At 73.2% G+C, this 17279-nt stretch carries 18 protein-coding genes and 1 riboswitch; of the genes, 9 read left to right on the forward strand and 9 right to left on the reverse strand.

Annotated features, from left to right (window positions below; all coding sequences use genetic code 11):
• Positions 1 to 172: 172 nt before the first annotated feature.
• Positions 173 to 925, reverse strand: a complete 753-nt coding sequence (locus AB8735_RS11075) for a methyltransferase (protein ID WP_344024439.1) — start codon at positions 923 to 925, stop codon at positions 173 to 175.
• A 135-nt stretch (positions 926 to 1060) separates the two neighbouring features.
• Between AB8735_RS11075 and AB8735_RS11080 the strand changes: the two genes are divergently transcribed.
• The 3 genes from AB8735_RS11080 (at position 1061) to AB8735_RS11090 (ending at position 3929) form a co-directional block, all read left to right on the forward strand.
• On the forward strand, positions 1061 to 1675 hold the full coding sequence (locus AB8735_RS11080; RefSeq protein ID WP_344024441.1) for a helix-turn-helix domain-containing protein: 615 nt from the start codon (positions 1061 to 1063) through the stop codon (positions 1673 to 1675).
• A 161-nt stretch (positions 1676 to 1836) separates the two neighbouring features.
• On the forward strand, positions 1837 to 2427 hold the full coding sequence (locus AB8735_RS11085; RefSeq protein WP_372406937.1) for a DUF4126 domain-containing protein: 591 nt from the start codon (positions 1837 to 1839) through the stop codon (positions 2425 to 2427).
• 11 nt (positions 2428 to 2438) lie between these two features.
• Positions 2439 to 3929 carry a phytoene desaturase family protein gene (locus tag AB8735_RS11090; RefSeq protein ID WP_372406939.1) on the forward strand — a complete coding sequence of 497 codons (1491 nt, stop codon included), beginning with the start codon at positions 2439 to 2441 and terminating at the stop codon, positions 3927 to 3929.
• A 16-nt stretch (positions 3930 to 3945) separates the two neighbouring features.
• Here the strand turns inward: AB8735_RS11090 and AB8735_RS11095 are convergent, their stop codons facing one another.
• From AB8735_RS11095 to AB8735_RS11115, 5 genes are all read right to left on the reverse strand, one after another.
• The gene (locus tag AB8735_RS11095) at positions 3946 to 4782 is read right to left on the reverse strand and encodes a hypothetical protein (RefSeq protein WP_372406940.1); all 837 of its coding nucleotides are present in this window, start codon (positions 4780 to 4782) and stop codon (positions 3946 to 3948) included.
• Between the two features lie 40 nt (positions 4783 to 4822).
• Positions 4823 to 5740: a methylenetetrahydrofolate reductase [NAD(P)H] gene (gene metF / locus AB8735_RS11100; protein WP_344024449.1), complete on the reverse strand. Its 918-nt coding sequence runs from the start codon at positions 5738 to 5740 to the stop codon at positions 4823 to 4825.
• 86 nt (positions 5741 to 5826) lie between these two features.
• Positions 5827 to 6492, reverse strand: a complete 666-nt coding sequence (thiE, locus tag AB8735_RS11105; protein WP_372406943.1) for a thiamine phosphate synthase — start codon at positions 6490 to 6492, stop codon at positions 5827 to 5829.
• A gap of 89 nt (positions 6493 to 6581) precedes the next feature.
• A complete protein-coding gene (locus AB8735_RS11110) occupies positions 6582 to 6947 on the reverse strand; it encodes an Rv2175c family DNA-binding protein (protein ID WP_344024453.1) in 366 nt (121 codons plus the stop codon).
• A 418-nt stretch (positions 6948 to 7365) separates the two neighbouring features.
• Entirely contained in the window at positions 7366 to 8568 is a 1203-nt protein-coding gene (locus AB8735_RS11115) for an NAD(P)/FAD-dependent oxidoreductase (RefSeq protein ID WP_372411820.1), read from the reverse strand.
• Positions 8569 to 8695: 127 nt separating this feature from the next.
• Positions 8696 to 8808, forward strand: a riboswitch (TPP riboswitch).
• On the opposite strand from AB8735_RS11115, the gene thiO reads away from it, so the two are divergent.
• From thiO to AB8735_RS11140, 5 genes are all read left to right on the forward strand, one after another.
• The gene (gene thiO, locus AB8735_RS11120) at positions 8807 to 9979 is read left to right on the forward strand and encodes a glycine oxidase ThiO (protein ID WP_372406946.1); all 1173 of its coding nucleotides are present in this window, start codon (positions 8807 to 8809) and stop codon (positions 9977 to 9979) included. (Overlaps the previous riboswitch by 2 nt.)
• Before the next feature lie 8 nt (positions 9980 to 9987).
• Positions 9988 to 10200, forward strand: coding sequence for a sulfur carrier protein ThiS (gene thiS, locus AB8735_RS11125; protein ID WP_372411821.1), 213 nt, complete (start codon positions 9988 to 9990; stop codon positions 10198 to 10200).
• A 2-nt stretch (positions 10201 to 10202) separates the two neighbouring features.
• The gene (locus AB8735_RS11130) at positions 10203 to 11006 is read left to right on the forward strand and encodes a thiazole synthase (RefSeq protein ID WP_372406948.1); all 804 of its coding nucleotides are present in this window, start codon (positions 10203 to 10205) and stop codon (positions 11004 to 11006) included.
• A gap of 80 nt (positions 11007 to 11086) precedes the next feature.
• Positions 11087 to 13057 carry a Stk1 family PASTA domain-containing Ser/Thr kinase gene (gene pknB / locus AB8735_RS11135; RefSeq protein ID WP_372406950.1) on the forward strand — a complete coding sequence of 657 codons (1971 nt, stop codon included), beginning with the start codon at positions 11087 to 11089 and terminating at the stop codon, positions 13055 to 13057.
• Positions 13057 to 13914: a deoxyribonuclease IV gene (locus AB8735_RS11140; RefSeq protein ID WP_372406952.1), complete on the forward strand. Its 858-nt coding sequence runs from the start codon at positions 13057 to 13059 to the stop codon at positions 13912 to 13914. Before pknB ends, AB8735_RS11140 begins: the two co-directional genes overlap by 1 nt.
• A gap of 43 nt (positions 13915 to 13957) precedes the next feature.
• Here the strand turns inward: AB8735_RS11140 and AB8735_RS11145 are convergent, their stop codons facing one another.
• Positions 13958 to 14581 (reverse strand): sulfite oxidase-like oxidoreductase, encoded by a 624-nt coding sequence (locus AB8735_RS11145; RefSeq protein WP_372406954.1) that lies wholly within the window; start codon positions 14579 to 14581, stop codon positions 13958 to 13960.
• Positions 14582 to 14756: 175 nt separating this feature from the next.
• Here AB8735_RS11145 and bfr point away from each other — a divergent pair, with 175 nt between their 5' ends.
• Positions 14757 to 15245 carry a bacterioferritin gene (gene bfr / locus AB8735_RS11150; protein ID WP_344024467.1) on the forward strand — a complete coding sequence of 163 codons (489 nt, stop codon included), beginning with the start codon at positions 14757 to 14759 and terminating at the stop codon, positions 15243 to 15245.
• Positions 15246 to 15434: 189 nt separating this feature from the next.
• Here bfr and AB8735_RS11155 read toward each other — a convergent pair whose 3' ends face one another.
• Together AB8735_RS11155 and AB8735_RS11160 are read right to left on the reverse strand one after the other, a co-directional pair.
• On the reverse strand, positions 15435 to 15704 hold the full coding sequence (locus tag AB8735_RS11155; RefSeq protein WP_344024469.1) for a (2Fe-2S)-binding protein: 270 nt from the start codon (positions 15702 to 15704) through the stop codon (positions 15435 to 15437).
• Between the two features lie 166 nt (positions 15705 to 15870).
• Positions 15871 to 17220, reverse strand: a complete 1350-nt coding sequence (locus AB8735_RS11160) for a class II 3-deoxy-7-phosphoheptulonate synthase (RefSeq protein ID WP_344024471.1) — start codon at positions 17218 to 17220, stop codon at positions 15871 to 15873.
• Positions 17221 to 17279 lie beyond the last annotated feature (59 nt).

Below are 17279 nucleotides of genomic sequence, written 5' to 3' on the forward strand. Positions count from 1 at the left end.
TGAAACCCGCCCCTCTGCGCCAATTCGCCCACCGGCCCCAGGGGCGGCGACGGTGACGTCGGAACGTACATTCCCTGCCCGCCGACCCGTCATGCCGGACGGTGTCCCCCGATCATACGGGGCGAACGGCCTGATCGGGCGGGCTGTGCAGGCTGTGCGGGCTCGGCCGGGGTCAGCTCCGCGCGGCCAGCACGTGCAGCTGGGTGGCCACGGCGTGGAAGGCCGGCAGGGCGGCCGCGGCGGCCTCCAGCTCGAGGAGGGCGTCGCGGGCGCCCGGCTGGGCGTCGACGAGGACCCCGGGCACCAGGTCGGCGAAGACGCGGACGCCGTGCACCGCCGTGACGTCCAGCCCGGCCCCGGCGACCAGCTCCGAGAGCTGCTCGGCCGTGAAGCGCCGCGGGACCGGGTCGCCGGCGCCCCAGTGGCCGTCGGGGCCGGTCAGGGCCTGCCGGGCCTCGGCGAAGTGACCGGCGAGGGCACGGGCGAGCACCGCTCCGCCGAGGCCGGCGGCGAGCAGGCTGAGCACGCCGGACGGGCGGAGCGCCGCGGCGACGTTGCGCAGCCCGCCGGCCGGGTCCTCCAGGTACTCCAGGACGCCGTGGCACAGGACGGCGTCGTAGCTCTCGCGCCCGACGACCTCGAAGAGGTCCTGGGTGTCGCCCTGGACGCCGCGCACCCGGTCGGCCACCCCGGCCTCGGCGGCCCGGCGCTCCAGCGCGAAGAGGGCGTTGGGGCTGGGGTCGACCACGGTGACGCGGTGTCCGAGGCGGGCGGCCTCGACGGCGAACTTGCCGCTGCCGCCGCCGGCGTCGAGGACTTCCAGCTCCGCACCCCGGCGGTCGAGGGCGTCCCGGAGGGCCTCCCAGACCACGGCGGTACGCAGGGACGCGCGGGGGGTCTCCCCACCCAGGGAAGGCTCGGACACGGCGGGTGGCTCCTCGGCGGCGGCGACGGTACGACGGACTCCGGCCCAGCCTAGTGGGCACCGGTGCTACGGATGATCCCGGGCGGATCCCTCACCCGCGCAGGGGGACACGGTGCGTACAGGGAGAATCACTGCATGGACAGCAGCAGTACGCGCCGCAGGAACACCCGGCGGAAGCTCTTCGAGGCCGCGGTCACCCTCATCGCCGAACAGGGCTTCTCCTCCACCACGGTGGACGAGATCGCCGAACGCGCCGGGGTGGCGAAGGGCACCGTCTACTACAACTTCGCGAGCAAGACGGTGCTCTTCGAGGAGCTGCTGCGGGACGGCGTCGAGCTGCTGACCGTCTCCCTGCAACGGGCCGCGGACGACACGGCCGCGCGCGGCGGCGGCCGGGTGGACGCGCTGGACGCGATGGTCCGCGCCGGACTGGAGTTCATCGCCCGCCACCCGGCCCTGGCGCAGCTGTACGCAGCCGAGCTGTGGCGCACCAACCGGGCCTGGCAGCCGACGCTGACGCGGGTGCGGCAGAAGGCCGTCGCCGTGATCGAGTCGGTGCTGCGCCAGGCCGTCGCGGAGGACGAGCTGAGCCCGGAGGTCGACGTTCCGCTGACGGCGTCGGCGGCGTTCGGCATGGTGCTGGTGGCCGCACTGGACTGGCAGGCGTTCCAGCCGGAGCGGTCGGTCGACGACGTGCACGCGGCGCTGTCCCGGCTGCTGCGGAGCGGGGTCGGCCAGGGCGTCCGCTGAGGCCCCGGCCTCGTCGGGGCGCGGCCCGGATCCGCCGCCCCGTGCCGGCGGTTCCGGGCCGCGCTCCCTCCACGGGCCCACTCTTCCGTCCGCGGGGCCCGCGTCCCATCCGCCGCGCTACTCATCCCGTCTGAGTATCTGCGCTCGTTACGATCTTCTCCGTGTCCGTACTTCCGATGGTGTTCACGAGCGGCTGGGCGAGCGGGATCAACGCCTATGCCGTGGTCCTGCTGCTCGGCCTGTGCGGCCGGGCGGGCGTCGGCGGGGAGGTGCCCGAGCCGCTCCAGCGGCCCGAGGTGCTGATCGCGGCGGCCGTGCTGTTCCTCTGCGAGGCCGTCGCCGACAAGATCCCCTACGTCGACACCGTCTGGGACGCGGTGCACACCCTGATCCGCCCGGCCTGCGGCGCGATGATCGGCTCGATGCTGGCCGGGCAGAGCGGCGGCGACCTGTCGGAGGTCGCGTGCGGGGCGCTCGGCGGGACGACGGCGCTGGTGATGCATCTGGTGAAGATGAGCACGCGGATGGCGGTCAACAGCTCTCCGGAGCCGTTCAGCAACCTCGTGCTGAGCGTCGTGGAGGACCTGGGGGTCGCGGCGCTGGTGGTGTTCGCGCTGTTCCACCCGGTGGTGGCGGCGTGCATCGCCGGCGGCCTGCTCGTCCTGGGCATCGGGACCGTGGTTCTCCTGTGGCGCAAGGTGCGCGCGTTCCTCCGCCGGAGGCGTGAACGGCGCCTGGCGGCGGCCCGATAGAGTCCTGTCACATGGCAAGAATTGCGGTGATCGGCGCCGGCATGGCCGCCATGGCGGCCTCCGCCCGGCTCGCGATCGCGGGCCACAAGGTGACGGTGTACGAACGCGGGACGACCCACGGCGGCGCGCTCGGCCGCGTCGAGCGCGACGGCTTCGCCTTCGACACCGGTCCCCAGCTCCTGCACCTCCCCGCCGTCTACCGCGACCTGTTCTACAAGACGGGCAAGGAGTCCCTGGAGCAGAGCGTCGCCATGACCCAGGTGGACCCGGCGAGCGCCCATGTCTTCGCCGACGGCACCGCCGTCGCCCTGCCCAACGCCTCGCGGGCCGGCGTCGTCCGGGCCCTGGACACGGCCGTCGGCCCGGGTGCGGGAGAGCGCTGGAGCGATCTGATCAACCGGGGCCGCGAGGTCTGGGACGCCACGCGCCGCCCGCTCCTGGAGGAGCCGCTGGCCACCGGAGCGGCCCGGGAGGCGCTGGGCCACGACCCGTACCCGGCCGTCCGCCGGCGCGGGCTCTTCCGCCGTTCCGCCCCGCCCACCCTGGCGTCCGTGGCGGAACGGGAGTTGAAGGACCCCCGGCTGACCGCCCTGCTGGAGAGCCACGCCCTGGCGTACGGCCTCGACCCGCGCACCGCCCCGGCGAGCGCGACCGTCCTGCCGTACATGGAGCAGACCTTCGGCAGCTGGTATGTGGCCGGCGGCATGCGGGCCCTCGCCGACGCGCTGCACCGGCGCTGCACGGCCCGCCGGGTGGAGTTCCGCTTCGGCGCGGAGGTCGCCGAGGTCCTGGAGAAGGACGGCCGGGCCGCCGGGCTGCAGCTGGCCGACGGCACGGCCGTCGAGGCGGACCTGGTGGTCGCCGGGGTCTCCCCCGGCCGGCTGGCCGCGCTCGCCCCGGGGACGGCGGAGACCTCCCCCGTCCCGCCCGGCCGCTGCACCGTCCTCCTCGCCCTGCGCGGCGCGCGCCCCGAGGGCACGGCGCACCGCACGGTGGTCCACGCCCCGGACCGCGCCGCGGAGTTGACCGGGATCTTCGCCCCGTCCGGCGCCGCGGCGTATGTGCCGACGGTGACCGTGCTGCGCCCCGACGACCCGGCGGTCCGCCCCGACGCGGAGCACGAGGCGGTCACCCTCACGGCGACGGTCGCCCCGCAGGGGACGGTCGACTGGCGGGACGGGGCCGGGGAGTTCGCGGACCGGATGACGGCCGCCGCCGAGGCGGCCGTGCCGGGACTGCGCGAGCGGACGCTGTGGCGCGAGGTGTTGACCCCCGCGGACACCGAGGCGGCCACCGGCGCCGAGGGCGGCGGTGTCCCGGCCCCGGTCCTGGCCGGTGCGGACGGCGCGTACCTGCGCCCCGCCAACACCACCGGAATGCCCGGCTTCTACCGGGTGGGCGGCTTTGCCCACCCGGGCGGCGGGCTCGCCCACGCCGGGATGTCCGGAGCGCTGGTCGCCGGACTCGTCGTCGAGGGCGCGGACTTCCGCGGCTCGCAGTGAGCCGGCGCCGCGGCCGTCAGTAGCGGTACTGCTGCTCCTCGTGCCCCTGCTGCTGCGGCGGGTACGGAGGCTGCTGCTGGTCGGTGTGGCGCTGCTGCGGCACCCAGACGCCGCCGGGCGGGGTGTCCGTGTCGTACTGCCCGTACTGCCCCGCGCTCGTCGCCCAGGCGTCCGTGCCGTACGGCTGCTGCTGCCCGTATCCGTAAGGGGCGCCGGCCGACGGGTGGTTGCCGATGTAGGGGTCGGAGTACGCCGCGTACTGGCCCTGTTGCCCGTAGTCGAACTGACCCGAGTCGAACTGACCCGCGTAGGGGGACGCGGCGGTCGCGTCCTGCACGGGGACGTCCGCCGGGGCGCCGTAGGCGTCGTACGTGCCGCCGAAGACGGTGGTCTCCTCGGCCGCCAGGGCGTCGTCGTGGCGGCCGGGCTGCTGCGGGACGGCCGGCATCATGGCCGTCGCCGCGTTCGGGTCCGGGACGGCCGGGGGCCGCGGGGCGGGCGGCTCCGCCTTCGCGGCCGGGGCCTCCGGCGCGCTCCGGCCGGGCTTGCCGCGCCGCCGCCCGGAACGGGCGGGAGCCTCGTCACGCTCCTTGCGGTCCCCGCGGCGGAGCGCCCACCCGGCGGAGAAGCCCCGCCGGAAGGACACCGTCACATACACCTGCCCGACCGCGAACGCGACCGCGCCCACCGCGATGACCACGACGGACGGGACGAGCACGCCCGCCACCACGCCGAGGAAGCCGGTGAAGGCCAGCAGCCGCCAGCGCAGCCTGGCCTTGTACTGGAAGAGCACCTCGCCCAGCAGCCAGAGCCCGACGACGCCGAACGCCAGATAGAGGACCGTCCAGCCCATGAGTCGCCCCTCTCGTCCGGCCGCCGTGCCCGGCCGGCCGTCAGGGCCGCTGGTGCAGCCCCAGGTTCTCGTAGATTTCCAGGGTGGCCGTGGAGTGGTTCAGGGTAATGAAGTGCAACCCGGGAATCTCCTCGGCCATCAACCGGGCACACAGCTCCGTCGCGTACTCGATCCCGATCGAGCGTACAGCCGCCGGATCGTCCGCCACCGCCCGGATCCGCTCCTCCAGCTCCGTGGGGAAGTCCGCGTTGCTGAGCTGTGCGAAGCGTTCGATCTGGCGGACGTTGGTGACGGGCATGATCTCGGGGATGATCGGGGTGTCGCAGCCGGCCGCCACGACCCGGTCGCGCAGCCGCAGATAGTCCTCGGCGTGGAAGAACATCTGGGTGATCGCGAAGTCGGCGCCCGCCTTGCACTTGTTCACGAAGTGCTTGACGTCGGTGTCCCAGTCGGTGGAGCGCGGGTGCATCTCCGGGAACGCGGCGACGCCGACGCAGAAGTCGCCCGACTCCTTGATGAGCCGGACCAGTTCGACCGCGTGGTCCATGCCGTCCGGGTGGCGCACCCACTCGCCCATCGGGTCCCCGGGCGGGTCGCCGCGCAGGGCGAGCATGTTGCGGATGCCGACGTCCGCGTACTGTCCGATGACGTTGCGGAGTTCGGCCAGCGAGTGGTTGACGGCCGTGAGGTGGGCGACGGGGGTGAGGGTGGTGTCGGTCGCGATGCGCTCCGTCGCGCGCACCGTCCCCTCGCGGGACGAGCCGCCGGCGCCGTAGGTGACCGAGACGAAGGTGGGGGCCACGGCTTCGATGCGCCGGATGGCGTTCCACAGCGTCCGCTCCCCCTTCTCGGTCTTCGGGGCCGCGAACTCGAAGGAGTACGAACGCTCGCCGGAAGCGAGCAGGTCACGCACGGTACGGGCGTGATCCGTCCTGGTGGAGGCAGTGCCAAGGGCCATACCGGCCAAGTTAACCCGGCACGCGACGATCATGGCGGGCGCGGCCGGGTTCTGTCCGTTTCCTTACGCTGGCTGGCCGGTGCCGGTCAGTGAAGATCAACAGGCGTGGCGCGGGCGCGGATTCGCGCGGCGAGCCGGGCCGCCGCGGCGCCCGGGTCCGCCGCCTCCGTGATCGCCCGGACGACGACCACCCGGCGGGCACCGGCGTCCAGCACCTCGTCGAGGTTGGTCTCGTCGATGCCCCCGATCGCGAACCAGGGCTTCTCCTGCGGCAGTCGGGCCGCGTGGCGCACCAGGGAGAGGCCGGGGGCGGTGCGGCCCGGCTTGGTGGGGGTGGGCCAACAGGGGCCCGTGCAGAAGTAGTCCACGCCGGGCTCGGCGAGGGCGGCGTCGGCCTCGGCCTCGGCGTGCGTGGAACGCCCGACGATCACGTCGTCGCCGAGGATGGCGCGGGCCGCGGGGACGGGCAGGTCGCCCTGCCCCAGGTGCAGCACGTCCGAGCCGATGGCGTGCGCGACGTCGGCACGGTCGTTGACCGCGAGGAGCCGGCCGTGCCGGCGGGCCGCCTCGGCCATCACGGCGAGGTGCTCCAGCTCCTCGCCCGCCTCCATGCCCTTGTCACGGAGCTGGACGATGTCGACACCGGCGGCGAGGACCGCGTCCAGGAACTCCGGCAGGTCGCCCTGGCGCCTGCGCGCGTCGGTGCACAGGTAGAGCCGGGCGTCGGCGAGGCGGTCGCGAGTGGCGGACATATGTGGGGTTCCCCCTGGGCTGGTCCGGCGGTGTACGGGCGGAGGTGTGCCGCCGCCCGTACACCGCCTGCCATCCGCCGGGGACGGGGTCAGACGGCGAGCGCCTGGGCGCGGCGCTTCACCTCCGTCCCGCGATTCTCGCGCAGGGCCTGCACCGGGGTGCCCGGCAGGGTCGGGTCCGGAGTGAACAGCCACTCCAGCATTTCCTCGTCGCTGAAGCCATCGTCCTTCAGGAGCGTCAGGGTCCCTGCCAGGCCCTTGACGATCCTGTCCTCGCCGATGAACTCGGCGGGCACGTGGAGCGCTCGGTTCTCACCGCGGCGCACCGCGATCAGCTGGCCTTCCTTGACCAGCTGCCGCACGCGCGTCACCTCGACGCCGAACCTTTCGGCGATGTCGGGGAGGGTGAGCCAGGCGGGTACGAGAGCTTCAATCTTTGCGTCAATCTCGGTCACGGGGACAAGCCTGCCATCCGGGACTGACAGCCGGTAGCCGGGTTGACCCGGGCGAGCCGTCCGGCTGCCCTGGCGGGGCCCCTGGAGCGCCCTGTGGGCGCTGTCCTCAGGCGCCGGATGGGCTGGGTGTGTGCCCCGGTCCCGCCCTTTCACCGTTTCTTCCGGGGAGACCCCGGACCCCGTCCGCCCTCCGGGCGGAGTCCTCAAACGCCGGACGGGCTGGTTTGTGCGCCCGGGCGCGAATTTCAGCCCGTCCGGCGCTTGAGGACGAGCGGCGGAGCCGCGACAAACGGGGGCCAGGGGCGGAGCCCCGGAAGCAGGGGCGCAGCCCCCGCCCCACCGCGCGGCAGCGCGGTGCCGGGCCGAGGGGGCGGAGCCCCCGGAAGAAACGGTGAAAGGGCGGGCCAGGGGCAAACCCTCACACCACAGCCGCCTTCAGCGGCACCCCCGCATCCCCCACCCTCCCCCGATCCAGCACAGCCCCCCGCTCGATCAGCTTCCGCCCCTGCGCAAGATCCCGCGGCCGCCCCACCGCCAGCAACGCCACCAGCACACCACCCCGCAACCAGCACACCGTCCACGCCGCACCCGCCGGATCGCCGCGCCACACCAGCTCGTCATCGTCCGCATGGTGACCCGCGTACTGCACGAAACGGCCGAACTGCTCGGACCAGAAGTAAGGCACGGGGTCGTAGACGCCCTCGTCCGTCTCCGTCCCGGCGCCGACGATGTTCGCGGCCACCGCCTTCGGCCCCTGGAGCGCGTTGTCCCAGTGGTGGACGAGGAGCCGCTCCCCGTAGCGGGCGGACGGGAAGGAGGCGCAGTCGCCGACCGCGTAGACGTCGGGCAGGGACGTCCGCAGCCGGTCGTCCGTGGCGACGGAGCGGTCGGGCGCGAGTTCGATCCCCGAGCCGGCCAGCCAGCCGGTCGCCGGGCGGGCGCCGACGCCGACGACGATCGCGTCGGCGGACAGCCGCGTCCCGTCCTCCAGCACGACCGCGCCCTCCTCCAGCGCCGCCACCCGCGCCCCGGTGAGCAGCCGGGCGCCGGCGTCGGCGTACCAGCCGGTCATGTGCGCGGCGACCTCCGCGGGGACGGCGCCGGCCAGCGGGCGGTCCGCGGCCTCGACGACGGTCACCTCGCAGCCCGCCTCCCGTGCCGCGGTGGCGAGTTCCGCGCCGATCCAGCCGGCCCCGACGGCGACGATCCCGCGCTGTTCGACCAGCAGCGGGCGCAGCCGCTGCGCGTCGTCCAGGGTGCGCAGCAGATGGACGCCGGGCACGTCCTCGCTGCCGGGCAGCCGGACCGGCTCCGCGCCGGTGGCGACGACGAGCACGTCGTAGTCCACCGGGCCGCGCGCGGTGTCCAGTTGGTGGTCGGCGGCCCGCAGCCCGGTGGCCTCGACGCCGAGTTCGACCTCGACGCCGAGGGAGGCGAAGTCGACCTCGAAGGCGGAACCCTCCGCCTTGCCGAGCAGGACGGCCTTGGACAGCGGCGGCCGGTCGTACGGCTGGTGGGGCTCGGCGCCCAGCAGCCGGATGCGGCCGGCCCAGCCCTGTTCGCGCAGGGCGACGGCGGTCTGCACCCCGGCCATGCCGGCGCCGACGATAACGACGTTCATCTGGTGGTCATGGTCACTCACCCGATCACTGTGGCATCCCCGCTCCGTGGAAAGCGAGGGACTCCTCGTTCCACGATCACCCACCGTCTTCCGGCCGGTCGACGGCCCGTACTAGGGTGGCCGGTGCACAAGCACTCGCGGGAGCCCGGACGGACCGGGCTGAGAGGGAGGCTGGACGGCCTCCGACCGTACGAACCTGATCCGGGTCATGCCGGCGAAGGGAGGGGCTCGAACGCCCATGCATGTTTCTGCCCGAAGCAGTACGTACGACGTCCTGGTGATCGGCGGCGGTGTCATCGGCCTGGTCACGGCCTGGCGGGCGGCCCGACGCGGGCTGTCCGTCGCGGTCGCCGACCCGGCGCCCGGCGGCGGCGCCGCGCGGGTCGCGGCCGGGATGCTGGCCCCCGTCACCGAACTGCACCACGGCGAGCAGGAGCTGCTCGCCCTCAACCTGGCCTCGGCGCGCCGCTATCCGGCGTTCACCGCCGAGCTGGAGGAGGCCGCCGGCCGGGAGACCGGCTACCGCGCCTGCGGCACGCTGGCCGTCGCCTTCGACGCGGACGACCGGGCGCACCTGCGCGAGCTGCACCTGCTCCAGCAGCGCTGCGGCCTGGAAACGCAGTGGCTGACGGGACGTGAGTGCCGCCGTCTGGAGCCGATGCTGGCGCCCGGCGTCCAGGGCGGGCTGCGGGTGGACGGCGACCACCAGACCGACCCCCGGCGGCTGACCGGGGCGCTGCTGACGGCCTGTGAGCGGGCCGGGGCGGCCTTCCACCGCGCCGAGGCCGTACGGATCGTCCGGAACGGCGACCGGGTCACCGGGGCGGAGCTCTCCGACGGCGGCCGGGTGACGGCGGGCCAGACGGTGCTCGCCGCCGGGAGCTTCAGCGGCCGGCTGGCCGGGCTGCCGGAGGAGGTGCTGCCCCCGGTCCGGCCGGTCAAGGGCCAGATACTGCGGCTGCGCGTCCCGGCGGCGTACCGCCCGTTCCTCTCCCGCACCGTGCGGGCGGTGGTGCGCGGCGGGCAGGTCTACCTGGTGCCGCGCGAGAACGGCGAACTGGTCGTCGGCGCGACCACCGAGGAGCTCGGCTGGGACACCACCGTGACCGCGGGCGGGGTCTACGAGCTGCTGCGCGACGCGCACGAGCTGGTGCCCGGGATCACCGAGCTGCCGCTCGTCGAGACCACGGCCGGGCTGCGCCCCGGCTCCCCGGACAACGCGCCGCTGCTCGGCCCGACCGCCCTGCCCGGCCTGCACACCGCCACCGGCCACCACCGCAACGGCGTCCTGCTGGCGCCGCTGACCGGGGACGTCATGGCCGAGGTGCTGACCGGCGGGCGGCCGCCCGCCGAGGCCCTTCCCTTCTCCCCCCTGCGCTTCTCTCCGTCCCTCCAGGAGCAGTCCACATGACCGGCACCATGAGCCTCACCCTGTCCGTCACCGTCAACGGGGAGCAGCGTGCCGTCGCGCGCGGCACCACCCTGGACGCGCTGGTGGCCGGGTTCACCGACGCGCGCGGCGGAGTGGCCGCCGCCGTCAACGAGCACGTCGTCCCGCGCGGCCGGTGGACCGCCACCGAGCTCGGCGAGGGCGACCGCGTCGAGATCCTCACCGCCGTGCAGGGGGGCTGACGATGGCCGACGACATCCTCACCATCGCCGGGACCCCGTTCACCTCCCGGCTGATCATGGGCACGGGCGGGGCGCCCAGCCTGGACGTGCTGGAGCGGGCCCTGCTGGCCTCCGGCACCGAGCTGACCACGGTCGCGATGCGCCGCCTCGACCCCGCGGTGCGCGGCTCCGTGCTCTCCGTGCTGGAGCGGCACGGGATCCGGGTGCTGCCCAACACCGCCGGCTGCTACACCGCGGGCGAGGCCGTGCTCACCGCGCGGCTGGCCCGGGAGGCGCTGGGCACCGACTGGGTCAAGCTGGAGGTGATCGCCGACGAGCGCACCCTGCTGCCCGACCCGATAGAGCTGCTGGACGCGGCCGAGATCCTGGTGGACGACGGCTTCACGGTGCTCCCCTACACCAACGACGACCCGGTGCTGGCCCGCCGCCTGGAGGACACGGGCTGCGCCGCGATCATGCCCCTGGGCTCGCCCATCGGCTCCGGCCTGGGCATCCGCAACCCGCACAACTTCCAGCTCATCACGGAACGGGCCGGCGTCCCGGTGATCCTGGACGCGGGCGCCGGCACCGCCTCGGACGCGGCGCAGGCGATGGAGCTGGGCTGTTCGGCGGTGATGCTGGCCTCGGCGGTGACCCGGGCCCAGGAGCCGGTGCTGATGGCGGAGGCGATGCGGCACGCGGTGGAGGCGGGCCGGCTGGCCCACCGCGCGGGCCGCATCCCCCGCCGGCACTTCGCGGAGGCGTCGTCGCCGGTGTCCGGGCTGGCGGCCCTGGACCCGGAGCGCCCGGCGTTCAGCGCCCGCTGAGTTCCCGCAAAGACGGTGACAGCCCCGTACGGACGTACGGACGTACGGGGCGTCCTGGATGGCTCGTAGACTCGTTGACCGTGGATACGACCCTGCCGGACCCCCTCGTCGACCGGCTGCTCGACGGCCGCTACCGCATCGAGGCGCGGGTGGCCGCCGGCGGCATGGCCACGGTCTACCGCGCCCTGGACACCCGGCTGGACCGGGTGCTCGCCGTCAAGGTGATGCACCCCGCGCTCGCCGCGGACACGGCCTTCGTCGAGCGCTTCATCCGCGAGGCCAAGTCCGCCGCCCGCCTCGACCACCCCAATGTGGTGGGCGTCTACGACCAGGGCACCGACGGCGCGTACGTCTACCTCGCGATGGAGTACATCGCCGGCTGCACCCTGCGGGACGTGCTGCGCGAGCGGGGCGCCCTCCAGCCGCGGGCGGCGCTGGACATCATGGAGCCGGTGCTGGCCGCGCTGGGCGCCGCCCATCGCGCGGGTCTGGTGCACCGCGACATGAAGCCGGAGAATGTGCTGATCGGGGACGACGGCCGGGTCAAGGTCGCCGACTTCGGGCTGGTGCGGACGGTGGGCACCAACAGCGCGACCAACACCGGGTCGATCCTCGGCACCGTCTCCTACCTCGCCCCCGAGCAGATCGAGCACGGCACCGCCGACACCCGCACGGACGTCTACGCCTGCGGCGTCGTCCTCTACGAGATGCTCACCGGCACCAAGCCGCACAGCGGCGCCAGCCCCGCCCAGGTGCTCTACCAGCACCTGCACCGGGACGTGCCGTCGCCCTCCGAGGAGGTCCCGGGCCTGGCGCCCGAGCTCGACGACCTGGTGACGACCACCACGGCACGCGACCCGGGGCTGCGTCCGGACGACGCGGTGGGCATGCTGGGCCTGGTCCGCGCCGCCCGCAACGCGCTGACGCACGAACAGCTGGACGCCCGCCCGCCGCTGGCCGCCGCCGCCCGGGAGGAGGCCGCCGGTTCGGAGGACCGCACCAGCGTCCTGCCGCGCCCGGCCGCCGGGCAGCAGCCGGTACCCGCCCAGGCGACGGACCCGGTCGCCCCGTCCGACCTCACCGCCCGCTTCGAACACCCCCCGGTGCCCCCGGCCCCGCCCGCGTCCTCCGTGCGCTCCCGGCTCACCGCCGCCCTGCGCGGCCGCCCGCGGCGCGTGGCGCTGATCGTCGCCGCGGTGCTGCTGGCGCTGCTGGCCGGCACCGGCGTCTGGTACGTCAACTCCGGCCAGTTCACCTCCGTCCCCGCCGTGCTGGACCTGACGCAGGACAAGGCGGAGGAGAAGCTGGACGCGGCCGGCCTCGGCGTCCGGACGAAGCAGGCGTACAGCGACACCGTCGAGCGCGGCCATGTGATCGCCACCGACCCCCGGCCGGGCGAGCGCATCCGCAACACGGGCAGGGTGACGCTCACCGTCTCCCGCGGCCCCGAGCGGGCCGAGGTGCCCAATGTGGTGGGCATGCGGCTCGACGACGCGAAGAAGAAGATCGCCGAGGAGGGGCTGACGGTCGGCGACGTCGGCGCCCAGTTCAGCGACGAGACCCCGCAGGGTTCCGTCCTCGCGACCGACCCGCGGGCGGGCGAGGAGCGCCGGCCCGACACACCCGTGTCCCTGGTCGTCAGCAAGGGCGCTCCGCAGGAGGTGCCGGACGTCAGCGGTCTGTCGGTCGCGGACGCGACGGCGGCCCTGCGCGACGAGGGCTTCCAGATCAAGGTCTCGGACGCCCAGGTCTTCTCCCCGCGGGAGAAGGGCTCCGTCGCCGAGCAGTCCCCGGCGGCGGGTGCCAAGGCGGCCAAGGGCGACACGATCGCCGTCACCCTGTCCAAGGGCAAGGAGATGATCACCGTCCCGGATGTCACCGGGAAGAGTGAGTCCGAGGCCCGGAAGGCGTTGACGGACGCGGGGTTCCAGGTCCGGGTGGACAAGCCGTTCCTCTTCCCCCGGGACTCCGTGGAGAGCCAGTCGGTGCGGGCCGGCGACAAGGCGGCCCGGGGCGACACGATCACGATCAAGATGAAGGGTGCCTTCTGATGACGGCCGGGCGCGACCGGAATCCCGTGGGCGGGCACATCCCCGTGGCCGGCGGCCTGGCGCGGACCGGGCTGCCGTACGCGCGGTCGATCGGCGCCGAGGCCGTGCAGGTCTTCGTCGCCAATCCGCGGGGCTGGGCGACGCCGCCGGGGAATCCCGCGCAGGACGAGGAGTTCCGCGCGAGCGGCCTCCCCTCGTACGTCCACGCGCCGTACCTCATCAACTTCGGCTCGGACAACGGCGGAACGGTCGACCGGTCGGTCGTCTCCCTGCGGCACTCGCTCCGCCGGGGACGGGCGATCGGCGCCCGCGGCGTGGTCGTCCACACCGGCTCGGCCACCGGCGGCCGGGCGCGCGACACGGCCCTCGCCCAGGTCCACGAGCGGCTGCTGCCGCTCCTCGACGAGCTCACGCACGACGACGATCCGCGGCTGCTGCTGGAGCCGACGGCCGGGCAGGGCGCGTCCCTGTGCTCCTGGATCGCGGACCTCGGCCCCTACTTCGAAGCGCTGTCGGACCACCCGAAACTGGGCGTCTGCCTGGACACATGCCACCTCTTCGCGGCCGGCCACGACCTGTCCGCCCCCGGCGGGATGAAGCTGGCACTGGACGAACTGGTGTCGGTGGTCGGCCCCGGGCGTCTGGGCCTCATCCACGCGAACGACTCGAAGGACGTGGTGGGTGCGCACAAGGACCGCCACGAGAACATCGGCTCCGGCCATATCGGGGCGGAGCCGTTCGCCGGTCTCTTCACCCATCCGGAGACGGCGGGCGTCCCGCTGACGATCGAGACACCGGGCGGTGTGGAGGGCCACGCGACGGACGTGTCCCGCCTGAAGTCCCTGCGGGACGACTGATTTTCCCCTCTCCCCGGCCCTGATCCTCCCGGGGAGAGACCCCCTACAACTCCGGCCCGTCCCCCGGCTCCTCCTGGTACGAGTAGCGCTGCTCCCGCCAAGGATCCCCGAGGTTGTGGTAGCCCCGCTCCTCCCAGAAGCCCCGCCGGTCCGCCCTCATATACTCAACTCCCCGCACCCACTTGGGCCCCTTCCACGCATACAGATGCGGGACCACGAGCCGCACGGGGAACCCGTGCTCCGCGGTGAGGAGTTCGCCGTCCTTGTGCGTCGCGAAGATCGAGCGCTCCGAAGAGAAGTCGGACAGCCGGAGGTTGGAGCTGTAGCCGTACTCGGCCCAGACCATCACATGGGTGACGTCCGGCGCGGGCGGCGCGAGTTCGAGGATCGTCCGGGTGGCGACGCCGCCCCACTCCGCGCCCAGGACGCTGTACTTGGTGACGCAGTGCAGATCCGCGACGACCGTCGTGTACGGCAGGGCGGAGAACTCGTCGTGCGTCCAGCAGTGCTTGTCGCCGTCGGCGATCGCGCCGAAGACCCGGAACTCCCAGCGTTCCGGTCGGAACTTCGGCACCGGCCCATAGTGGGTGACCGGCCAGCCGCGCTGGAGACGCTGCCCCGGAGGCAGCTGGAGATGTTCCCCTTTGCGGCTTTCCGACTGACCCATACCTCCATGGTGTCAGACCTGGTGGGGTGGTGATGACCGGGGGTTCCCCCGGCTTCCCCCGCTATCCGCCCACTTTCCGGACAACTACCACTAAGTGTGCACTTACTGGACGGTTTCCGGGGCCGGTGCAAGGATGCGCGCTACCTGCCACCCACCTCAGGAAGGAGCCCGCTCGATGCAGGGCGACCCGGAGATCATCGAATTCCTCAACGAACAGCTCACGGGCGAGCTGACCGCCATCAACCAGTACTTCCTGCACGCGAAAGTGCAGGAGCACCACGGCTGGACGAAGATCGCACAGCACACCCGCGCCGAGTCCTTCGACGAGATGCGGCACGCGGAGACCCTCACGGACCGGATCATCTTCCTGGAGGGGCTGCCCAACTACCAGCGCCTCTTCCACCTCCGCATCGGCCAGACGATCACCGAGATGTTCCAGGCCGACCGGCAGGTGGAGGTGGAGGCGATCGACCGCCTCCGGCGCGGGGTGGAGGTCATGCGGGCCAAGGGCGACATCACCTCGGCGAACATCTTCGAGTCCATCCTCGCGGACGAGGAGGACCACATCGACTACCTCGACACCCAGCTCGAACTCATCGAGAAGCTGGGCGAGCCGCTCTACCTGGCGCAGTTCATCGAGCAGGAGAACGGCGGGGCCGACTAGGGGGTGTCCGACGGGTCGGTGCGGGCCCTGCGGCGTCCGGTGCTGGGGGCACCTCCCAGCGTTAGCTGGGGGAGGATCGCAAGGCGGAGCATCACCCGCGTACTGGGCGTACTCGGGTGATGCGACAACGCGGCGAGGTGCCGTACCGGGCGCCGCAGGGCCTGTGCCGACCCATCGGACACCCCCTGGCTACGCGGCGCGCGCCGTGCCGTCCTCGGCGAGCGACGGCCGCGGCAGCGTCGCCACCTCGGCGCTCAGCACCCCAGGCTCGCCCCGGTCCGCCAGCTCCCGGCGGGGGCAGGTGCCCCGCCCGAGCAGCGACTGGATCCGGCGCACACAGCTGCCGCAGTCCGTGCCGGCCTTACTGGCCGAGGCGATCTGGCGCGGGGTGCACCGGCCCTGCTCCGCGTGCTCACGCACCTGCTGCTCCGTGATGCCGAAGCACGAGCAGACGTACACGCGGTCACCGCCTCGCCGGGTCAGGGATCGAATCGATCGGAAATCGATCGGAATAAGATCAATTAGGAAGGTAACCCTTACCTTACCTGCCCGGGTCCGCCCCGCACAACGCCGAGGGGCGCGGATCACCGATCCGCGCCCCTCGGCCGTGCTCTCCGGGCCGGGACTACTGGTCCCGGTACATCTCCGCCACCAGGAACGCCAGGTCCAGCGACTGGCTGCGGTTGAGCCGGGGGTCGCACGCCGTCTCGTAGCGCTGGTGCAGATCGTCGACGAAGATCTCGTCGCCGCCGCCCACGCACTCCGTGACGTCGTCGCCGGTCAGCTCGACGTGGATGCCGCCCGGGTGGGTGCCGAGCGCCTTGTGGACCTCGAAGAAGCCCTTGACCTCGTCGAGCACGTCGTCGAAGCGTCGGGTCTTGTGGCCCGAGGCCGCCTCGAAGGTGTTGCCGTGCATCGGGTCGGAGACCCAGACCACCTGGGCACCGGACGCCGTGACCTTCTCCACCAGGGTGGGCAGCTTGTCGCGGATCTTGTCCGCGCCCATCCGGGTGATGAAGGTCAGCCGACCCGGCTCGCGCTCCGGGTCGAGGCGCTCGATGAGGGTGAGCGCCTCCTCGGGCGTGGTCGTCGGGCCGAGCTTGACGCCGATCGGGTTGCGGATCTTGGACGCGAACTCGATGTGCGCCCCGTCCAGCTGCCGGGTGCGCTCACCGATCCACACCATGTGGCCGGACACGTCGTAGAGATGGCCCGTACGGGAGTCCACCCGGGTCAGCGCCGATTCGTAGTCCAGAACCAGCGCCTCGTGGGAGGCGTAGAACTCCACCGTCTTGAATTCCTCCGGGTCCACCCCGCAGGCGTTCATGAAGTTCATCGCCCGGTCGATCTCGCGGGCCAGCTGCTCGTAGCGCTGGCCGGAGGGCGAGGAGCGGACGAAGTCCTGGTTCCAGGCGTGGACCTGGCGCAGGTCGGCGTAGCCGCCCGTGGTGAAGGCGCGGACCAGGTTCAGCGTGGAGGCCGACGCCTGGTACATCCGCTTCAGCCGCTGCGGGTCCGGGGTGCGGGCCTCGGGGGTGAAGGCGAAGCCGTTCACCGAGTCGCCGCGGTAGGTCGGCAGGGTCACGCCGTCGCGGGTCTCGGTGGGCTTCGAACGCGGCTTGCTGTACTGACCGGCGATCCGGCCGACCTTGACCACCGGCACCGAGCCGGCGTAGGTCAGCACGGCGCCCATCTGCAGCAGCGTCTTGAGCTTGTTGCGGATCTGGTCGGCGCCGACCGCGTCGAACGCCTCGGCGCAGTCACCGCCCTGGAGCAGGAACGCCTCGCCGCGCGCGACGGCTCCCAGACGCTGGCGCAGCTGGTCGCACTCACCGGCGAAGACGAGAGGCGGATAGGACTCGAGCTCGGCGATCACATCGCGCAGAGCCTGGGCATCCGGGTACTCGGGCTGCTGCGCCGCGGGCAGGGAGCGCCAGGTGTTTCCACCGGCGTGGATTTCAGCGTTCACGGTCACGCTTCCACATTACGTGGTCACCGACCGGGTCCGGCCTGCGGACCGGACTGTGAGACGGA

Source organism: Streptomyces luteireticuli, assembly GCF_041519305.1.
Lineage (GTDB): Bacteria > Actinomycetota > Actinomycetes > Streptomycetales > Streptomycetaceae > Streptomyces > Streptomyces luteireticuli.

What these genes read in the sequence shown, in the direction of transcription:
- AB8735_RS11080 (WP_344024441.1), top strand. Translation starts at nt 1,061, where the DNA reads ATGGACAGCAGCAGTACGCGCCGCAGGAACACCCGGCGGAAGCTCTTC.
- AB8735_RS11090 (WP_372406939.1), top strand. Translation starts at nt 2,439, where the DNA reads ATGGCAAGAATTGCGGTGATCGGCGCCGGCATGGCCGCCATGGCGGCC.
- AB8735_RS11095 (WP_372406940.1), bottom strand. Translation starts at nt 4,782, where the DNA reads ATGGGCTGGACGGTCCTCTATCTGGCGTTCGGCGTCGTCGGGCTCTGG.
- metF (WP_344024449.1), bottom strand. Translation starts at nt 5,740, where the DNA reads ATGGCCCTTGGCACTGCCTCCACCAGGACGGATCACGCCCGTACCGTG.
- thiE (WP_372406943.1), bottom strand. Translation starts at nt 6,492, where the DNA reads ATGTCCGCCACTCGCGACCGCCTCGCCGACGCCCGGCTCTACCTGTGC.
- AB8735_RS11115 (WP_372411820.1), bottom strand. Translation starts at nt 8,568, where the DNA reads ATGAACGTCGTTATCGTCGGCGCCGGCATGGCCGGGGTGCAGACCGCC.
- thiO (WP_372406946.1), top strand. Translation starts at nt 8,807, where the DNA reads ATGCATGTTTCTGCCCGAAGCAGTACGTACGACGTCCTGGTGATCGGC.
- thiS (WP_372411821.1), top strand. Translation starts at nt 9,988, where the DNA reads ATGAGCCTCACCCTGTCCGTCACCGTCAACGGGGAGCAGCGTGCCGTC.
- AB8735_RS11130 (WP_372406948.1), top strand. Translation starts at nt 10,203, where the DNA reads ATGGCCGACGACATCCTCACCATCGCCGGGACCCCGTTCACCTCCCGG.
- AB8735_RS11140 (WP_372406952.1), top strand. Translation starts at nt 13,057, where the DNA reads ATGACGGCCGGGCGCGACCGGAATCCCGTGGGCGGGCACATCCCCGTG.
- AB8735_RS11145 (WP_372406954.1), bottom strand. Translation starts at nt 14,581, where the DNA reads ATGGGTCAGTCGGAAAGCCGCAAAGGGGAACATCTCCAGCTGCCTCCG.
- bfr (WP_344024467.1), top strand. Translation starts at nt 14,757, where the DNA reads ATGCAGGGCGACCCGGAGATCATCGAATTCCTCAACGAACAGCTCACG.